The organism is Hymenobacter sp. YC55 (assembly GCF_029433095.1).
In the GTDB taxonomy this organism is placed as follows: Bacteria; Bacteroidota; Bacteroidia; order Cytophagales; family Hymenobacteraceae; genus Hymenobacter.
On sequence record NZ_JARNTX010000002.1, the window covers coordinates 795,436 to 813,256 of the forward strand.

Here is a 17,821-nt window from a genome sequence, read left to right on the forward strand (position 1 = left end):
TGTAGCAGTATGCATTATAGGACTGACCTAAGACGTAATGCAGCGAAAAGTGTTCAGCTTTTCCAGGTAAAAATTTGCTGCTGCTAAGGGAGTCAAATAGAGGCAACGGGGCAACAACGTCGTTGTTAAGTATTTTGCAGCTTTCATCGTTTAGCATGGTTGCACTTGCGAGTCTGCGGAGTAGGCTACTCCATTAAACTCCCACCTGTTGCAGGCGTCCAAGCGCCATGACGACGCAACAGCAACTTCAGCATTTGTATTGGCGCGCTGGTTTTGGGCCGCGGCCCGAAGACGTGGCCAGCGGCTTGAGTCCGCGCAAAGCGTTGCGTCAGCTGCTGCGCGACTCCGAGCAAGTGGAGTTGCTCGATAGCCCTGAAATGCACTACCGAGAGCCTTTCACTTCGTTCATGACCGTGTCGCCGGGCGCGGGTACTCCCCAAACTACCATGGTGACGACGCCCGATCAGACAGCGAAAAGTTCGGGTACGGAGCAGCCAGCTCCCGTGGCGGCATTAGCGGATAGGTCGGCGGTGCGGCGCGGCAAGAATCAACCGCCCCTGCTGCGCAGGCAGGACATGACGGCTCAGCAGCGCAAAATGCAGAACGATGGCATCCGGCAGTCGTTTTACGCTATGAACACGGGTTGGATAAACCAGATGGCTACTTCGGCGGCGCAGCTGCGGGAGAAGATGACTTTCTTTTGGCACGGCCACTTTGCGTGCCGCGTGCGCCGACCCGATGCGGCGCTGCACCTCAACAACACCATCCGGCAGTTGGCGCTTGGCAAGTTCGGTGATTTGCTGCTGGCCGTGAGCAAGGAACCCGCCATGCTGCAATTCCTTAACAACCAGCAAAACCGCAAACAGCGCCCCAACGAAAACTTCGCCCGCGAAGTGATGGAGCTGTTTACCATGGGCCGCGGCAACTACACCGAAACGGACGTGAAGGAAGCGGCCCGCGCCTTTACCGGGTGGGGATATAATGCCCGCGGCGAATTTGTGTTTCGGGAAAATCAGCACGACGAAGGCGCTAAAACTTTTCTTGGGCGCACCGGCAACTTCAACGGCGAACAAGTGCTGAGCATCATACTGGAGCAGTCCCGCACCGCCGAGTTCATTGCCACCAAGATGTACCGCTTCTTCGTGAACGACACGCCCAACCTAGCCCACATTCAGCCGCTGGCGCAGGCGTTTTTCAAGAGCAACTACGACATCAGCGCTTTGGTGGAGCAGATGTTTTCGGCCGATTGGTTTTTCGCGGCAGCTAACGTTGGTACACGCATCAAGTCACCTATTGAATTGCTGGCTGGTATCAAGCGGACGATGGGGTTGCAACTAGTAGATAGCAAGCCGCTTGTTGTATTTCAAAAGGCTTTGGGCCAGACCTTGTTTGAGCCGCCGAATGTGGCAGGTTGGGCGGGTGGCCGCAACTGGATAGATTCGTCGTCGTTGCTGTACCGGCTGCAACTGCCCTCGGTGCTGCTCCGCAATGCCGAGTTTAATGTGGCGCTGAAAGAAGACGAAAACGACATTGCGCCGCAGGTTTCCAAGCTAGACCGCACGTTTCGGCAACAAGTGAAAGCCACCGTGCAGCTAGCCCCGGTGCAAGCCCTGCTAGCCAAGACAACTCCCGCTCAGCATGCCGCCAAGCTTAGCGAGTTTATGCTGCAAGCGCCCATCCGCCCCGATAATCTAGTCCTGATTCAGAAAGCGGCTGATACTGCGCCCGCCGAAGGACGCTTGCGGGCTATGATTACCAGCCTGCTGAGTTTGCCTGAGTATCAGTTGATGTAAACCAACGTGTCATCCCGACGCAGAAGGAATCTGAATAAAACAGTTGAACCAGCTAATTCAGCTTCCTCCTGCGTCGGAATGACAAGACAAACTACTTTATGCTTACCTCCCGCCGCGACTTTCTAAAGACTTCCGTGCTGGCCAGCAGCTTGCTGTTCGTGCCGAAATTTCTGCACGCACTGGACCGCCAGGGCCTGCAGAAACTGGCCGATGCCAATGGCCGCCGGCTGGTAGTAGTGCAGCTCGGCGGCGGCAATGATGGCCTGAACACCATTGTCCCGTACCGCAACGACCTGTACTACAAAGCCCGCCCCACGCTTGGCATCCGGGAGCAGAGTGGAGTGCTGGCTTTGGACAGAGACCTTGGGTTGAACCCCAGCATGACGCGCCTGAAGAGCCTTTACGACCAGGGCCACGTAGCTGTGCTGAATTCCGTGGGCTACCCCAACCCTGACCGGTCGCACTTCCGCTCCATGGACATCTGGCAGAGCGGTTCGGCCTCCGACCAGTACCTGAGCACCGGCTGGCTCGGCCGCTACCTCGACTCGAACTGCTCGGCTTGCCAGGTGCCATACAACGGCCTGGAAGTAGACGACACCCTCAGCTTGGCTATGAAAGGCGAGCTACGCAAAGGATTGGCGCTAAAGAACCCCGAAAAATTTCATCAGATAACGCAGAACCGATTTATTGCGCAGCTGAGCGGCGAAAAGCCCGTCGGGGCCTTGTCAGAACTAGACTACTTGTACAAGACGCTGGCCGAAACTGCGTCCTCGGCCGATTATCTGTACCAGACCGCCAAGGTGTATAAGTCCAGCGTTGCGTACCCTACTACCGAGTTTGGCCGCAACCTGAAAACCACGGCGGAGCTAATCAACTCGGGCATTGACACGCGCGTGTTTTATGTGTCACTGACCGGCTTCGATACGCACGTGCGGCAGCGGGAACAGCAAGGTAAACTGCTCGGCGACTTGTCGGATGGGTTGGCTTCATTTGCCGAAGACCTACAAAAGGCTGGTAATTTCGACGACACGCTGGTACTGGTATTTTCGGAATTCGGTCGGCGCGTAACCCAAAACGCCAGCAACGGCACCGACCACGGCACCGCCAACAACGTGCTGCTGCTCGGTGGAGGCTTGCAGCAAAAAGGTGTCCTCAACAATGCCCCCGACCTAGAGAACCTACTCGACGGCGACCTGCGCCACCAACTCGACTTCCGCAGCCTCTACGCTACCATTTTGCACGACTGGCTGCAAGCCGACGACAAAGCAATTTTGGGCCAGGAATTTCAGCGGCTGCAAGGCTTGGTGTAAGCAGAACGGTAGGCAAAGGTTTCACTTAAAAACCATAAAATTAAACCTAAATATCAGTAGCTCAACAATATCCTTTGTGTAAGACGGGCGTAGAAAGGGCATAACATTTCCTTCCCCACTTTAACTTTAAAACTACGCCATGAAAGTAATATCACCCCGCATGCACGGCATGCTCGACTACGGTACCATTGCCTTGTTTGCCCTGGCCCCCACCATCTTCAACTTCGACGGAACCTACGCCACCGTCTGTTACATCTTGGCCGCTGGCTACTTGGTAATCACGCTGCTGACCGACTTCCCAATGGGCGTGGCCCGCATGATTCCGTTCCCAATCCACGGCGGCCTAGAGCTAGTAAGCGGCCTGATGTTGCTGGCCGCACCTTTCCTGTTTGGCTTCAGCGACGATAGCCAAGTGGCTCGCAACTTCTTTATGGGTATGGGCATCCTGTTCCTAGGTTCGTGGATGCTTACCGACTGGCGGGCTAACACGCATGCTAGCGCGCACAACTCGATGATGCCGAACCACTAGTGCTAGAATAAGTAGCACACCCAAAAGCCTGGCGCTCATTAGCAGCCGGGCTTTTTTGTAGGCACTGTTTAGCGGAAGGTCGACAATATCCTTGCGCAGCGCATGCCGTACGAAATAGCATGGTTTTACCTTCCTACACTGTTCCCGATGAAAATCCTATCACCTACCGCCCACGGCGTTGTGGATGTAATGTTTATTACTGTCCTGGCCATGGCGCCCATCGTCCTTGATTTAGAGCCCGCCATTGATACTGCCTGTTTTGTAATGGCGGGCGGCTACCTAGTTCTAACCTTACTAACCGATTTCAAGCTCGGCCTGATCCGGATAGTGCCGCTGCAAATTCATGGCTGGCTTGATTTAATGACGGGGGTACTCCTGCTGGCAGCGCCGTTCTTGTTCAAGTTTCCGCAGGCAGGTGCCGAACGTGGTCTGTTCTGGCTTTTGGGGGCTGTGTCGGTTATCACCTGGTTTATCACCGACTGGAAAGCTCATTCTCGCTCCCTGATGACAGACCGGTAGCCAAGCCTAACATAGATACATAAAAAAAGCCCGCAGCTGCTAGCAACTGCGGGCTTTTTTTGGGCTATAAGCAAGTAGTAGCTACCTCAGCTAACCACTTGGTGGCACTTGACTTCAGCGACGAAACGAGAAGCCTATAAAGAATTCCCGGTCGGTTTCGCGTTTTAATGCGAAGTGCGCTCCGAAGTCGAGTTGAAGGTTTTCGTTGATGGTGAAGATGGGGGCCACGTTGACCGAAGTGCGCCAGCCGTCGTGCTTGGTATCCCACTGCGTTACGCCTTCCACCAGGAAAGAAAACACATCGGTGAATTCGTGGTCGAGGGCAATGGAAGGCATCAGCTGCACATAACGGCGGCTTATCTCCCGGTCGTATTCCAGGTCTGATTCCAACTGGAAGTCGAGGTTGAACTTGTGCGGCAGCTCGATATTGACGGGCACAATTAAGCCGTATTCTGCCGCGCCGCTTCCGGTTTGGCCACCGGTCGGAAAGCGCACGTAGCCTACTATCGACGTGGCAACTGGGCCGTCTTGGTCGTCGCCGAGAAAGTTGTGCTTCACGCGTAGCGCCATATCGCCAAAGCCGGTGTGGCGCTCCCAATCCGACTCGCCGACGGTGCGGTCCTTGCTTATTTTGTAGAGTGGCACTTCCAGTTGAATGTCTGTGCGACGGCTCAAGCCAAGCTTAAGATTGCTATAAGCCGCCTTGAATTCGCGGCTGCGCTGGTCGTCGTCGCGGCTGTTGATGAGCCGCAAGCCGTCCATTTCCACCTGAAAGTGGCCAGCATCTACGGTGAAGGGGCTTTCCGTAACGCCGGGTCGGTCGGGACGGAGGGGGCGCAGGCGGTTGCGCGGCACCGGATGAAACAGGTCGAAATGAGCCGAGTCGTAGGGGCTGGGCTTCTCGGGGTCTTCCTGCGCTTCGGCCCGAAAGCCCAAGAGCAGCAGCCCTAACAGTAAGTAACGGTAAGACATGGTTAAGTGTGGTAGGAGAGAGTAGTGCGCCTTCTACGAAGAACCATTAAAACCGATTAAAATGGGACAATTACTTTCAAGCTCAGGTTGCGCCCTTGGTTGTAGATGCCCCGCCGACCCGTGGGAGAAGCCGCATAGTACTCGAAGTATTTCAGTCGGTTAAGGTGCGACTGGTATACTTTATCGAACACGTTGTCGAGCTGCACAAACAGCTGCACAATTTCGCGCTTGGTGGGGCCACCCGTGAGGCTGGTGCCTGCACCTAGCCCCACCAAAGCATAGCCAGCCGTTCGGGTTTCGGTATTATCGACGGCGTAAAAGCGGTTTTGGGTGGCATTGTAATCTAGCACTGCCCGCACGTAGGTATTCGTCAGGTGCCCCCACGCTTGCTGGCTGCTTAGGCGCACTTCAGAGCGGGTGCGCAGTGGCGGAATAAATGGCAGATACTTGGCCGCTGCGCCGTTGGTTTCCAGCAAGCTAGCTTCTTTGTTGAGCCCGGTTACATAAGCCAAGCTGTTGTTGAAAGCCAATGCAGGCAGCGCCTTCGGGTGCAGATTTACCGTTATTTCAGCTCCGTAGAGCCGGGCCCGACCTTGCTGATATTGGTAGGTAGCGTTGCCGGGTACAATAACCACCGGCTGCCCATCAGCGTCGTTGAGGCGGGCTTGGTAGATGTAGTTGTCGATGGCGTTATTGAACACGCTGGCGCTTACTTCCGCATCGGGTAGGTAAGCGCTTACGCCCAAATCTTGCTGCAAGCTAAACTCGGGTCCAAAGCTGCGGTTGCCCAGATACACAATGTGCGCGCCGGGGTCGAGGCCGTTGGAGCCCACTTCCGTGATGTTGGGTGCCCGGTAGCCCCGCGCTACGTTGGCCCGCAGCAACACCCGCTCGGTGAGGGTATAAGTGGCGCCCACACTTGCCGAAATGCCTCGGTAACGCGTCCGAAAAGCGGAAAACTGCGGGTCGGTACCGTTGGCCTCGGCTGCGGGGAGTTGCCGGCTGAACCCAGTAACAGAGTCGGTGCCTACATAAAAGTCGGCCCACTTCAGCAGGCGGGTATCGTAACGAATACCACCGGAAAGGTCGAGCTTACCGAAGGTTTTCTTTACGTAGACGTAGCCACCGACATCAGCTAGCGAGTAGTCGGGAATAGGGAAGTCGGTGGCGGCGCGGTTGCGGTTGGTTTGGTACATGCCGTTTAAGCCCAAGGTTGTTTCCAGGCCCTGCCAGGCAGGAGCGGCGTAGCGCAAGTCGTAGTTGTAGGTGTTCAAGACTACGCCCAAACCCGCTTGTGTGGGCGCCGTTGGGTGGTTGTACTCGCGGCGCACGTTTTGCTGCGCGCCCAGCAGGGCCTGTAGTTCGCCGGCTCCTAGTTTCAGCCGCGTGCGGTTCAAGAGCCGATAGTGCTGAATGCGCTGGTGCAGCGCGTTGATGCGGTAAGTGTTTAGGTCGGCCGTGGGCACCAGGGGTCGGTTCTTGATGTCGTCTTGGTCGCCTTCTGCTACCTGCCGGGTAAATTGTCGGCTTAGCGAGTCACGGCTGCCATCCGGAATTTCCTGATGGTTGTCGTAGAGCGTGGCGTAGAGGTGCGTGGAGCCCCAGGTTTTTTCCACCCCGGCCATGGCCGTCAGGTTTAGCTCCCGGAAAGCGGTGCCATACACGCGTCCTTCCAGGGCGTTGCGGTAGGCTTTTGCCAAGCGGTAAGAACCCCGTGTTGCGTATTGCCAGCCGTCTTTGTTGTAGTTCAACCCCACGGAAGTACCCAGCAGGTTGTTGTTGGTTTGATACTCGGTTATGGCGTCGCCGTGCAGCTGGCCAGCCGAACCAGTGGGCAGACGCGGCAACATGTTGATGACGCCGGCCACTGCATCGGACCCATATATCAAGCTGGCCGGACCCTTTACCACCTCTATCCGGTCGATATCGTACTGGTCGATTTCGATGCCGTGTTCGTCGCCCCACTGCTGGCCTTCTTGGCGCAGACCATTGTAAAGGGTAAGCACCCGGTTGTAGCCTAAGCCCCGAATGAAAGGCTTGGAGATGTTGGGACCGGTTGTCACGGCGCTTAACCCAGGTACTCCTTTCACGGCCGCGTCAATCAGGTTGCCATTGCTGTTGAGGTTCACCTCGCGCTTGCTAAGCACCGCAATAGGCACCGGGCTTTTGCGGACTTCAGTAGCCCGGCTCACCCCCGTCACTACCACTTCCGCCAGCGCCGCAGGCACAGCTGTGAGTTCAACTGTGGTCTCGGTGGCTTGTCCGGCCGTGATGGTTAGCTGCCGCCGCTGAAGCTGATAGCCTACGCTAGAAAAAACCACCGTATGCGTGCCGGCAGGCACCTCCTGTAGCTCGTACCGGCCTTGCGCATCGGTAGAAGTGCCCAGGGTAGTGCCCGGAATAGCTACGGTGGCTAGCTCCAATCCTTTGCGGCCTGCCAACACTCTGCCCTGAATAGTGCCCGTAGCCGTTTGAGCCGAAGCAGCTTCGCTAAGTAGCAGCAAAGCAGCAAGAATCTGTGCGAAGTAAGCAAGCTTCATAGCGAGGGAAGGGTGATAGCAAAACAGACGTATGCAGTCTTTGAGCTGGGTTGAAAAAAATATTTAGACTAACCTAAAAGTAAAGTCAAAAAAATGCGTGGTAGCCGGTCAGGCTCCACGCATTGCAAGGTTATCCGAAGAACGTTTCGTACAGCAAGTATGCGTTCAGGGCAATGATGATACCCGATACAATCCATGCCGTAATCTGGACCCACGGCCGGTTTACGAAAACGCCCATTTTGTCTTTGCTGCCCGTGAATAGTACCAGCGGCACCACCGCGAAGCTTAACTGTAAACTCAAGATTACTTGGCTGAGCACCAGCAACTGACCAGTACCTTTTTCGCCGTATTTCATGGTTACAATCAGGGCGGGCAGTACTGCAATACCGCGCGTAATGAGGCGGCGCAGCCAAGGCTTCAGCTTAAGGTTGAGGAAGCCTTCCATCACAATTTGGCCAGCCAGCGTGCCGGTCAGCGTTGAGTTTTGACCGGAGGCTAGCAGCGCTATTGCAAACACCGCACTAGCCGCTCCGGCACCGAGCACCGGGGCCAGAAGCTTATGCGCGTCGCTGATGTCGGCTACGTCGTGGTGGCCATTGCGGTGGAAGGCCGCCGCAGCCGTAATCAGAATAGCAGCGTTCACAAAGAAGGCCATGAACAGCGCCACCGTCGAGTCAATGGTAGCAAACTTGATGGCCATGCGCTTGCCACTCTCGGTCTGTTCAATGGCGCGCGTCTGCACGATGCTGGAGTGCAGATACAGGTTGTGCGGCATCACGGTAGCACCCAGAATGCCGATGGCAATGTAGAGCATCTTGGGGTTGGTGACCACCTGTGGCTGCGGCACGAGTCCGGCCGCAATACCAAACCAGTCGGGTCGCGACACAATGATTTCGTAGAGAAAACAGCCGAAAATCACCACAATCAAGCCGGCCACTATGCTTTCTAACACGCGGAACCCGCGGCTCTGAAATAGCAGCACCACAAACACATCGAGGATGGTAAGCACCACGCCCCAGGTAAGAGGCAGCCCAAACAGCAGGTTCAGGGCAATGGCCGAACCGATAACCTCAGCCAAGTCGCAGGCGGCAATGGCCACTTCGCACAGGAACCACAGCACCATAGCCACCGGCTTCGAGTAATGGTCGCGGCAAGCTTGTGCCAAGTCGCGCCCCGTCACAATGCCTAGCTTGGCCGCCAGGTGCTGGAGCAGCATGGCAAACAAATTGGAAACCAAGATGACGGATAGCAGCGTATAGCCGAATTGGGAACCACCAGCCAGGTCGGTGGCCCAGTTGCCGGGGTCCATGTAGCCTACCGCTACCATGAGGCCCGGCCCCCAGAAGGCTAATAGCTTACGCCAAAACGAGGCGTTTTGAGCGGGTACTCGGATGCTGGCGTATACTTCGCTTAAGGAGTTGCCACTACGTGCCCGCCGCCATCCCGTTTCTGCTGCGGGTACTGCTAGTGGTGGCGCCGGTGGAGTTTCAGTAACAAGGGGCATAGAATCAGGCACTAAAGAAGACACAATATAGCAGTTTTAGATGTGTCTAAAATTATTTTTAAGACAGTATAAATACTTGTTAGCTCGCAAAATAGTTTTCGTTTACGCGCCTCATTTAAGAGCTAACCCTTGAAATCTACTTTATTGGTTCTGCAGCAGGCTTCCAGCAACGCTATAAGCTTGAGTTAGACTGGAGCCACAGGGCAATAGTGTTGCCTTGATACCAGATCAGCTTCGACCTTATCACGGCTTACCAATACACTGACGGCCTTACCTCACGCACGAAAAAGGGCCACGCTCAACGTGGCCCTTTTTCGTGGGGACTAGCAAGATTCGGTGCTAACAGGCCGGACAATCCTTACCCGAGTAGACAGGTCCTGCTTACTCTACAACTAAGCGGCGCGTGTACCGCGTATCGCCTAGTTGTGCTTGTACCATATAGATGCCGCTTCGCAGACCGTTCAAATCCAGGCTTACCTCTTGTTGACCGGTGGCCAGTTGGATACTACGCGTGGTACGGCCTAGCACGTCGCGCAATTGAATAGTGTTGGAAGCACGGGCAGCGGCCGGCAACCGCACCGCAACAGTTTGGGTAGCGGGATTAGGCCACAGTTGTAGCAGGCTTGACGCACCGTTTTTTACGGCTGCTGGTATATAGGCCCGGTTTTCTAGCACCAAAATTCGGTCGTCGGTGGCCGCTGGGGTGCCGCGGCCGTCACGGTTGCTGGTGCCCACGTACACCCGCCCTTGCGGCGACACGCACACGGCACGCAGCCGACCATAGGTGCCAACCCACAGGTCGTTTTGGCTGTCCACTCGGTCGCCAGCAGTATTAAGCTGTAACTGCTTGAAGGTGCCCGCTTTCAGGCTCAGCATCAGCAGGGAGTTGTTCCATCCCGGAATAGCCGGATGATTGTAGTAAGTGAGGCCACTTACCGCTAGGGTAGGCGTGTAGGTGGCAAGCGGCTCCCGCACGTTGTTGGCGGTGCAGAAAGTTTGCTCGGCAGGCGTGCTGCACAAGCCTTCCACGGTGGGCCAGCCATAGTTGCGGTTCACCTCTATTAAGTTCACCTCATCTTCGATGTTTTCGCCGTGCTCCGAGCTGTAGATGCGGCCCGAGGGTGCCCGCGTCAGGCCTTGGGGGTTGCGGTGACCGAGCGTATACAGCATGCTGCCGGCTATGGGGTTGTCGTTCGGGACGGTGCCATCGAGGTTCATCCGTAAGATTTTGCCGTTCAGCGAAGCGGGCGTCTGCGCATCAGAACGCTGTTGTGCGTCGCCGGTGGTCATGAGCAGCGTGCGGTCGGGCAGAATAAGGAGGCGCGAACCGCTGTGCGTGGTAACGGCCGTGATGTTGCCGAGCAACACCAGTGGGCTGCTGAGCGTGTTGGCCGTGGCAGAATACGTGAAGCGCACCAGCTTTTCCTTGAGTGTACCCGCATCGGTGTAGTTGTACACCACATACACGTAGGGCGAAGTAGCAAAATCGGGGTGCAGCACCATGCCAAGCAAGCCGCTCTCACCCGTCTCGGTTACGTCGGCCACGGTGTGCAGCGGAAGTAGCTGGCCGGAGTTGGGGTCGATGCGACTAATACGGCCGCCTCGCTCCGTCATCCACAGAAAATTATCGGGCCCCCAGAGTAGCTCCCAAGGCGTATCAAGATTGCTGGTGAGGGCGGAAGCTGAAACGGTGGTGCTGCCAACAGTATAGGTAGCCAGCACTGGGCCTTGCTGAGCGACGGCCGGAACCGCCAAAGTGCCAAGCAAAAGCAGAGTAGCGAAAGATTTCATAGGCAGTGAAATGACTAGAGTTGAATGGGATATAGAATAACCTGATCAACGCAAAAAAGTGTAGAATGGATGAGCTAATGCCCTGTAACACCTAAGAAATTATCCGCTAGTTATTCCGAGAATTGTACGCCCTAATGCTGCAAATATGTACGTGAAGTGTTTCGAGAATTTTGGCTAACTACCTGACGATTTCTTTTTCTGCGGATTTCCTGAAAAGTAGAATGCCACACACCGAGCACCGTCGCGACGACCAATTTTCTATCAGCACCGATCCAGCCCGCTTAGAGATGGCCGTTATTCACCGATACTTAACGGAAGAGTCGTACTGGGCTAAAAATATACCCCTCGAAACCGTAACGCGAGCCATAGCCAATTCCCTGAACTTCGGACTGTATGCACCCGACGGTCAGCTGGCTGGTTTTGCCCGCGTAGTGACGGACCGGGCCACCTTCGCCTGGCTCTGCGACGTGTTTGTGTTGCCTGCCTATCGGGGACAGAGCCTCTCAAAATGGCTGATGCAAGTGGTGTGGGCACACCCCGAGTTGCAGGGGCTGCGCCGCCAACTGCTGGCTACACGCGATGCGCACGGCCTCTATCAGCAGTTCAACTTTCAGCCATTGGCCGCTCCCGAGCTTTACTTGGAAATAAAGCACCCAAACCCTTACGGCGCGGAAACAGCTAGCACAGAAAGTAGTAACGCTGTGAATTAGCAAACTAAGGTAAGCCAAGTAAGCCGCATGATTCTGAGCTGTGTTAGTGTACTCTAACCTCCTTAGCTAACTGATATCTTCTCCTCGTAAGTCAACTCTCTCGGATGACCACTGCCCTCGCCACCCAATGGCACCAGCTAACGGCCCCATTACTCCCCAACGAAAAACAGCGGACAGTAACCTTCGAGCAGTTGGTTGCGGCCTACAGCGCCTCCGGTAGACACTACCACACGCTACGGCATGTGCAAATACTGCTTGATGCCGTGCAAGCCGAGGCTGCCGCGCTTCACGATAGTACGGTGGTGCAGTTGGCCGTCTGGTTTCATGATGCCGTGTACGAGCCCTTGCGCGACGACAACGAAACCCGCAGTGCCGAACTGGCTGCCGAGTTTCTGGCCAACACTACGCTCTCCGAAAGCCGGCTGCAGCGCGTTGCCTATCTAATCGAGCGAACCAAAGACCACACCCAAACGCAACCCGATGATGATCTAGACTTGCAGCTGTTTCTCGACGCGGACCTCGGCATTTTGGGCGCACCCGAAACCGACTACTGGCAATACGCTCGGCAGGTGCGGCAAGAATATCAATCGGTGCCTGACTCTTTGTACCAGCGGGGCCGCAGCAAGGTCCTAGAGAAGCTGCTTAACACGCCCGTGCTTTATCGGACCGCCGCGTACCGTACCCGCCTAGATGCCGTTGCGCGGCACAATCTGCAAGCTGAACTGCAAGCTTGGGAGCAGGGCGGCCTGTGACAAGTCTGCTGTTGCTGCAAGTAGTTCTGCTTTTTGCAACGGCCACCTAGGTAGGGTGTCCTTGCTCGGTATTGCGTAGGTTGCGCTGCTTGTTTCGCTTATTACCACACTGATGCGTTTTCTTTCCTGTCTTGGGCTACTGCTCACCGCTTATCCTGCTCTTGCTCAAACTCCGGCTGCTCCTGCGGGTGGCTTAGGTCCGCTTACCGTCGAGAAAATAATGCGTGACCAAGCGCAATGGATTGGCACGTCGCCGTCGGGCATCTATTGGGGCGAGGATAGCAAGCACATTTACTTCAACTGGAACCCCGAAAAGAATCGTCGTGATTCTCTCTACCAAGTAGTTCCCACGGGCGGTACGCCGCGCAAAGTAAGCGTGGCAGCGCAACGCGGCTTGCCGGCCAGTGAGGGCCGCTACGATGCCAAGTACACGCGCAAAGTGTACGAGAAGGACGGAGACATCTACTTGCTCGACCTGAAAAGCCAGCGAATCCGGCGCATAACCAACACCGCTGAGCGCGAAACCGACCCGGCATTCGCTCAGCGCGACCAACTGGTTGTGTACACCCGTGCCCAAAACCTCTACACCTGGGACCCCATCACCGGCGAAACTACCCAGCGTACCGATTTCCGGCGCGGATCCAAGCCTGGCAATCCGCTGCTCGACCAGTCGGAGCGGTTTCTGCGGGCCCAGCAGTTGGCTTTGTTTGAAGTAGTCCGGCAGCGCGACCAAGACCAGAAAGCGCGGGAGAAACAGCAGCGGGCTTTGGCTCGTCTGCGGCCTAAAGCTATTTACATCGGCCAACAGAACGTGCGCGACGCGCAACTCAGCCCCGATGGCCGCTATGTAACGTATACGCTGGCGCAAGAGCCTACCCCAATCAAAGGTACTGTAGTGCCGAGCTTTGTCACGGCCTCAGGTTTCACCGAAGATCTTTCGTCCCGTACCAAGGTAGGCGCCCCGCAAACCACCTATGAGATGGGTATTTACGACGTAGCCCGGGACACCACTTTCACCTTAGGCTACCGTGAACTGAAAGGGCTTGATGATCAGCCCGCCTACCGCAAAGAATACCAGCTGCCGGCAAAAACACCTCAAGCCGCCGATTCCAGCAAAGCTACTGCCGCCCGCAAGCAAAAATTGGCCTCCCAAACGCGGCGTGTTCGGCCCTACGGCCCTTTCTGGTCGGAAGATGGTCAGCAGGCATTTTTGGTTGTACGCTCCGCCGACAACAAAGACCGGTGGATAGTCGCCTTGGACCCGGCCACTCAGAAACTCAGGCTGCTAGACCGGCAGCGCGACGAAGCGTGGATCAACGGCCCCGGCATCGGCTACGACGAAGGCAACGTGGGCTGGCTCGACAACCGGCGCATCTGGTTTCAGAGCGAGGAAACCGGCTACTCCCATCTTTATGCCGTGGACGCAGTGTCTGGCCAGAAAAAAGCCTTAACCAGCGGGAAGTTTGAAATTCAGAAAGCTCAACTTAGCCGCGACAAAAAAACCTGGTATTTGACGTCCAACGCCACCCACCCTGGCGAGACACACTTCTACCACATGCGTGTAGAAGGTGGCCCGCTGCACCAAATCACAAGCCTTGTTGGGGGCAACGAAGTAACCGTTTCGCCCGACGAAAAGCTATTGGCCGTGCGCTACAGCTCCTCCAACTCGCCTTGGGAACTGTATGTGCTGCCCAACAAGCAAAACGGTACCGGTGGCTCCATGCGCCAGCTTACCCACAGCACAACCCCCGAGTTTGAAAGCTACCCTTGGCGCAAGCCCGAAGTCATTAGCTTCAAGGCTCAGGACGGTACTGATGTATACGCCAGACTCTACCGTCCTGCTACGCCTCAGGCGCAGGGGCCAGCCGTCATATTTGTACACGGTGCTGGCTACCTACAGAATGCGCACAAGTGGTGGAGCCAATACTCCCGCGAATACATGTTCCACAACCTGTTGGTCGACAAAGGCTACACCGTTCTCGACATCGACTACCACGGTTCGGCCGGGTATGGTCGCAACGTACGCACGGGTATTTACCGCTTCATGGGCGGGCTGGATCTGCAAGACCACGTAGATGGGGCTAAGCTTCTTACCCAGAAATACGGCGTTAGTGCACAGCGCATCGGTATCTATGGTGGTTCTTATGGGGGCTTTATCACCTTGATGGCCATGTTCACGCAGCCTGATGTGTTCCGGGCCGGGGGCGCGTTACGTTCCGTCACGGACTGGGCGCATTACAACCACGGCTACACCGACAACATTCTCAACGAGCCCTACAACGACTCATTGGCCTACGCTCGGTCTTCGCCCATCAATTACGCTGCTGGCCTGAAGGGTGCCCTGCTCATGTGCCACGGTATGGTCGATACCAACGTCCATTTTCAAGACATTGTGCGTCTCAGCCAGCGCCTTATCGAGCTGAAAAAGGAAAATTGGGAGTTGGCCGTCTATCCCGTTGAAGACCACAGCTTCGTAGAGCCAAGCTCGTGGACCGACGAATACCGCCGTATTCTCAAATTGTTTGAAACAAATTTGAAGAGCGCTTCAACGGGTGGTGGTACTGGAAATTGATTGGAAAAGGCTTTTTGCGCAACAGTTCTCGTTTTATCAATATGTGAAGTGGAATATTTCTAAAAGCTCAAGTTGTCACAACTCCCAACTAAATACTAGCTTTGTGGCCCTGCCCTGTGGCAGGGCGGGGGCTACCGGCCCCGTCTGCTGAACATTTATTTACTACTGATGCCGTACCTGTTTACTTCCGAATCTGTTTCGGAAGGCCACCCCGATAAAGTAGCCGACCAGATTTCTGACGCCATTCTCGACGAGTATTTGCGCCAAGATCCTTCTTCCAAGGTCGCCTGCGAAACCCTCGTTACAACAGATTTCGCGCTGGTAGCCGGCGAAATCAAGTCGAAAGCCCACGTAGAAGCCGAGCCTATTATTCGTGAGGTTATCCGCCGCATCGGGTACAACAAGCCTGAATATCTGTTCAACGCCGACACGTGCGAGGTGATGAACCGTCTGCACGAACAGTCGCCCGACATCAACCAAGGCGTTGAGCGCGCCCGCGACGAGGAGCAAGGTGCTGGCGACCAGGGCATGATGTTCGGCTACGCCACCAAAGAGACAGAAAATTACATGCCGTTGGCGCTCGACCTCTCGCACCGTTTGCTGCAGGAGTTGTCGAAGATCCGCAACGAAGGTAAGGAAATGACTTACCTCCGGCCCGATGCCAAAAGCCAGGTAACCATCCGCTACGCCGACGACAATACGCCCGAGGCCATTGAAACCATCGTTGTGAGCACGCAGCACGACGACTTCGATACCGACGAAGCAAAAATGCTGTCCGTCATTTCCGACGATATCAAGAACATTCTGATTCCCCGCGTTAAAGCCCAGCTTGGCGCCGATGTGCAGAAGTTGTTCACCGCCGACATCATTCACCACATCAACCCTACCGGTAAGTTTGTTATCGGCGGCCCTCACGGCGACTCCGGTCTAACCGGCCGTAAGATCATTGTGGATACCTACGGTGGTAAAGGTGCGCACGGTGGTGGTGCTTTCTCGGGCAAAGACTCTTCGAAGGTAGACCGTTCGGCTGCTTATGCTACCCGTCACATTGCCAAAAACCTTGTAGCTGCTGGCGTTGCCGACCAAGTACTCGTACAGGTAGCCTACGCTATTGGTGTGGCTCAGCCAGTGGGTGTGTTCGTAACTACGTATGGCACTACGAAAGCTACCGGCGCCAACGGCCAGAAGTTGACGGACGGCCAGATAGCCGAGAAAGTACAGATGCTGTTCGACTTGCGGCCCTATGCTATCGTACAGCGCTTAGGTCTACGCAACCCAATCTTCGCTGAATCAGCTGCCTACGGTCACATGGGCCGTCAACCTGGTACCAAAGAGGTGCAGGGTGCCGATGGTTCTACTCGCACTGTGGAAACTTTCACTTGGGAGAAGCTCGACTACGTGGATAAGATCAAAGCCGAATTCGGTTTGTAAAATTTAGATCAAGCGGAAGCTTATACTAAATAGCTTTGGATTGCCGCATCAAAAAGCCCCGCCTGGTATATCAGGCGGGGCTTTTTGATGCGGCGTAAACGCGGCCGATGTTAACTACAGCTATAGCCTAATGGCTGGTTATTTTCTCTTTGTGCTTTGTGATTTGCCGTTTCAATCCGTCTGCTGCCGCATCGGCCGCGGCTTCAAACGAAGCAGCGTCTTCTTGGGAAAAAAGCGTAGCACCTGGCACGAATAGCTTAATTTCTACGGTTTTGTTGTCAATTCCATCTTTGTTGTTCAGCTTCAAAATCACCTCACCCTCTGTGACTCGGTCATAGAAGGTTTCAAGCTTATCGAGGCGCTTCTGGATGAAGTCGAGCAGTTTTTGGTCGGCATCGAAATGCACCGAATGCATCTGTACTTTCATCTGTAGTAGGGGTTAAAGTAGAAAAAGGAACACAACTCAGGCCTTTGGATGGGCCTGTTCAAAAACGGATTTAAGTTTGTCAATCGACAAATGCGTGTAGACCTGAGTAGCAGCTAGATTAGCGTGTCCGAGTAAGTCTTTGATAGCATTGAGGTCGGCACCTTTGTTGAGCAAATGCGTGGCAAAGGAATGACGCAGTACGTGGGGGTGTTGCTGGGCAGAGGCTGTAGTTATCTGACTTAAATAGTGCTTTACAGTTCGATAAACGAGCTTTTCATACATCGGCTCACCTTTGTCTGTAACGAGGAGCGCCGCGTGGGTGTTGTCGGGATTAGGTATTTCGCGTTTGCGAAACGCTATATAGCGCTCTATCACAGCCACCAAAGATTTGTTTAGCGGAACTAGTCGCTGCTTGTTGCCTTTGCCTGTCACGCGCACTGTGTTGCCATGCAGATTCACGTCATCAGGCGTGATACCAATAAGTTCTGATAAACGGATACCCGTGCCGTAGAGTAGTTCCAGCACCAGTTGGTCACGGGCACCAATAAAGGTGTCGGGGAATTCAAAAGAGTTAAGCAGCCCGTTCAAACTGTCCTCTGGTACAAACTCCGGTAGCTTCTTGGCCATTTTGGGTGCCTTGATGCGCAGCATCGGATTACGCCCTATCACGCCGGTAGTCAGCAGAAACTTGAAGTAGGAGCGGAGGCACGCAATCTTGCGGTTGACGGTGCGCGGATCTAAGTCCTGTTGCATCAACTGTACCACCCACGACCGGATAAGTGTATGGTCGGCCTGCGCTAAGTCAGTGAGTTCGTAAGTTGACTTTAGATAGTCCGCAAACTGCCGCAAATCCGTCTGGTACGACAAAAGCGTGTGTGAGCTGTATCGCCGCTCAGACCGGAGGTAATTAAAAAATAAATCCATGCATTAGGTGCAAGCCGCTAAGGCTAGACAACCAATGTATGGATTTC

Annotated in this window: 14 protein-coding genes; 8 read left to right on the forward strand and 6 right to left on the reverse strand. The window is 55.1% G+C overall.

Annotated features, from left to right (window positions below):
• Positions 1-227 precede the first annotated feature (227 nt).
• From P1X16_RS16560 to P1X16_RS16575, 4 genes are all read left to right on the forward strand, one after another.
• Entirely contained in the window at positions 228-1,793 is a 1,566-nt protein-coding gene (locus tag P1X16_RS16560) for a DUF1800 domain-containing protein (RefSeq protein WP_277231205.1), read from the forward strand.
• Positions 1,794-1,891: 98 nt separating this feature from the next.
• The gene (locus P1X16_RS16565; protein ID WP_277231206.1) at positions 1,892-3,103 is read left to right on the forward strand and encodes a DUF1501 domain-containing protein; all 1,212 of its coding nucleotides are present in this window, start codon (positions 1,892-1,894) and stop codon (positions 3,101-3,103) included.
• A gap of 139 nt (positions 3,104-3,242) precedes the next feature.
• Complete coding sequence (locus P1X16_RS16570; protein ID WP_277231208.1) at positions 3,243-3,632, forward strand: hypothetical protein; 390 nt, start codon at positions 3,243-3,245, stop codon at positions 3,630-3,632.
• Between the two features lie 147 nt (positions 3,633-3,779).
• On the forward strand, positions 3,780-4,151 hold the full coding sequence (locus tag P1X16_RS16575) for a hypothetical protein (protein WP_277231210.1): 372 nt from the start codon (positions 3,780-3,782) through the stop codon (positions 4,149-4,151).
• A 114-nt stretch (positions 4,152-4,265) separates the two neighbouring features.
• Here P1X16_RS16575 and P1X16_RS16580 read toward each other — a convergent pair whose 3' ends face one another.
• The 4 genes from P1X16_RS16580 to P1X16_RS16595 form a co-directional block, all read right to left on the reverse strand.
• Complete coding sequence (locus P1X16_RS16580) at positions 4,266-5,123, reverse strand: transporter (protein ID WP_277231212.1); 858 nt, start codon at positions 5,121-5,123, stop codon at positions 4,266-4,268.
• A gap of 56 nt (positions 5,124-5,179) precedes the next feature.
• Complete coding sequence (locus P1X16_RS16585) at positions 5,180-7,663, reverse strand: TonB-dependent receptor (protein WP_277231214.1); 2,484 nt, start codon at positions 7,661-7,663, stop codon at positions 5,180-5,182.
• A gap of 130 nt (positions 7,664-7,793) precedes the next feature.
• Positions 7,794-9,167, reverse strand: coding sequence for an Nramp family divalent metal transporter (locus P1X16_RS16590; protein WP_277231215.1), 1,374 nt, complete (start codon positions 9,165-9,167; stop codon positions 7,794-7,796).
• A 381-nt stretch (positions 9,168-9,548) separates the two neighbouring features.
• Positions 9,549-10,958: a PQQ-dependent sugar dehydrogenase gene (locus P1X16_RS16595; RefSeq protein ID WP_277231217.1), complete on the reverse strand. Its 1,410-nt coding sequence runs from the start codon at positions 10,956-10,958 to the stop codon at positions 9,549-9,551.
• A gap of 221 nt (positions 10,959-11,179) precedes the next feature.
• Here P1X16_RS16595 and P1X16_RS16600 point away from each other — a divergent pair, with 221 nt between their 5' ends.
• The 4 genes from P1X16_RS16600 (at position 11,180) to metK (ending at position 16,423) form a co-directional block, all read left to right on the forward strand.
• Positions 11,180-11,668, forward strand: coding sequence for a GNAT family N-acetyltransferase (locus P1X16_RS16600; RefSeq protein WP_277231220.1), 489 nt, complete (start codon positions 11,180-11,182; stop codon positions 11,666-11,668).
• A gap of 104 nt (positions 11,669-11,772) precedes the next feature.
• Complete coding sequence (locus P1X16_RS16605; protein WP_277231222.1) at positions 11,773-12,420, forward strand: hypothetical protein; 648 nt, start codon at positions 11,773-11,775, stop codon at positions 12,418-12,420.
• A 112-nt stretch (positions 12,421-12,532) separates the two neighbouring features.
• Positions 12,533-14,992 (forward strand): prolyl oligopeptidase family serine peptidase, encoded by a 2,460-nt coding sequence (locus P1X16_RS16610; RefSeq protein ID WP_277231224.1) that lies wholly within the window; start codon positions 12,533-12,535, stop codon positions 14,990-14,992.
• A 168-nt stretch (positions 14,993-15,160) separates the two neighbouring features.
• Positions 15,161-16,423, forward strand: a complete 1,263-nt coding sequence (metK, locus tag P1X16_RS16615) for a methionine adenosyltransferase (protein ID WP_277231226.1) — start codon at positions 15,161-15,163, stop codon at positions 16,421-16,423.
• Between the two features lie 127 nt (positions 16,424-16,550).
• Here the strand turns inward: metK and raiA are convergent, their stop codons facing one another.
• Positions 16,551-16,850 carry a ribosome-associated translation inhibitor RaiA gene (raiA, locus tag P1X16_RS16620; protein ID WP_277231228.1) on the reverse strand — a complete coding sequence of 100 codons (300 nt, stop codon included), beginning with the start codon at positions 16,848-16,850 and terminating at the stop codon, positions 16,551-16,553.
• A 36-nt stretch (positions 16,851-16,886) separates the two neighbouring features.
• Positions 16,887-17,774, reverse strand: coding sequence for a tyrosine-type recombinase/integrase (locus P1X16_RS16625; protein ID WP_277231230.1), 888 nt, complete (start codon positions 17,772-17,774; stop codon positions 16,887-16,889).
• Positions 17,775-17,821: the final 47 nt, after the last annotated feature.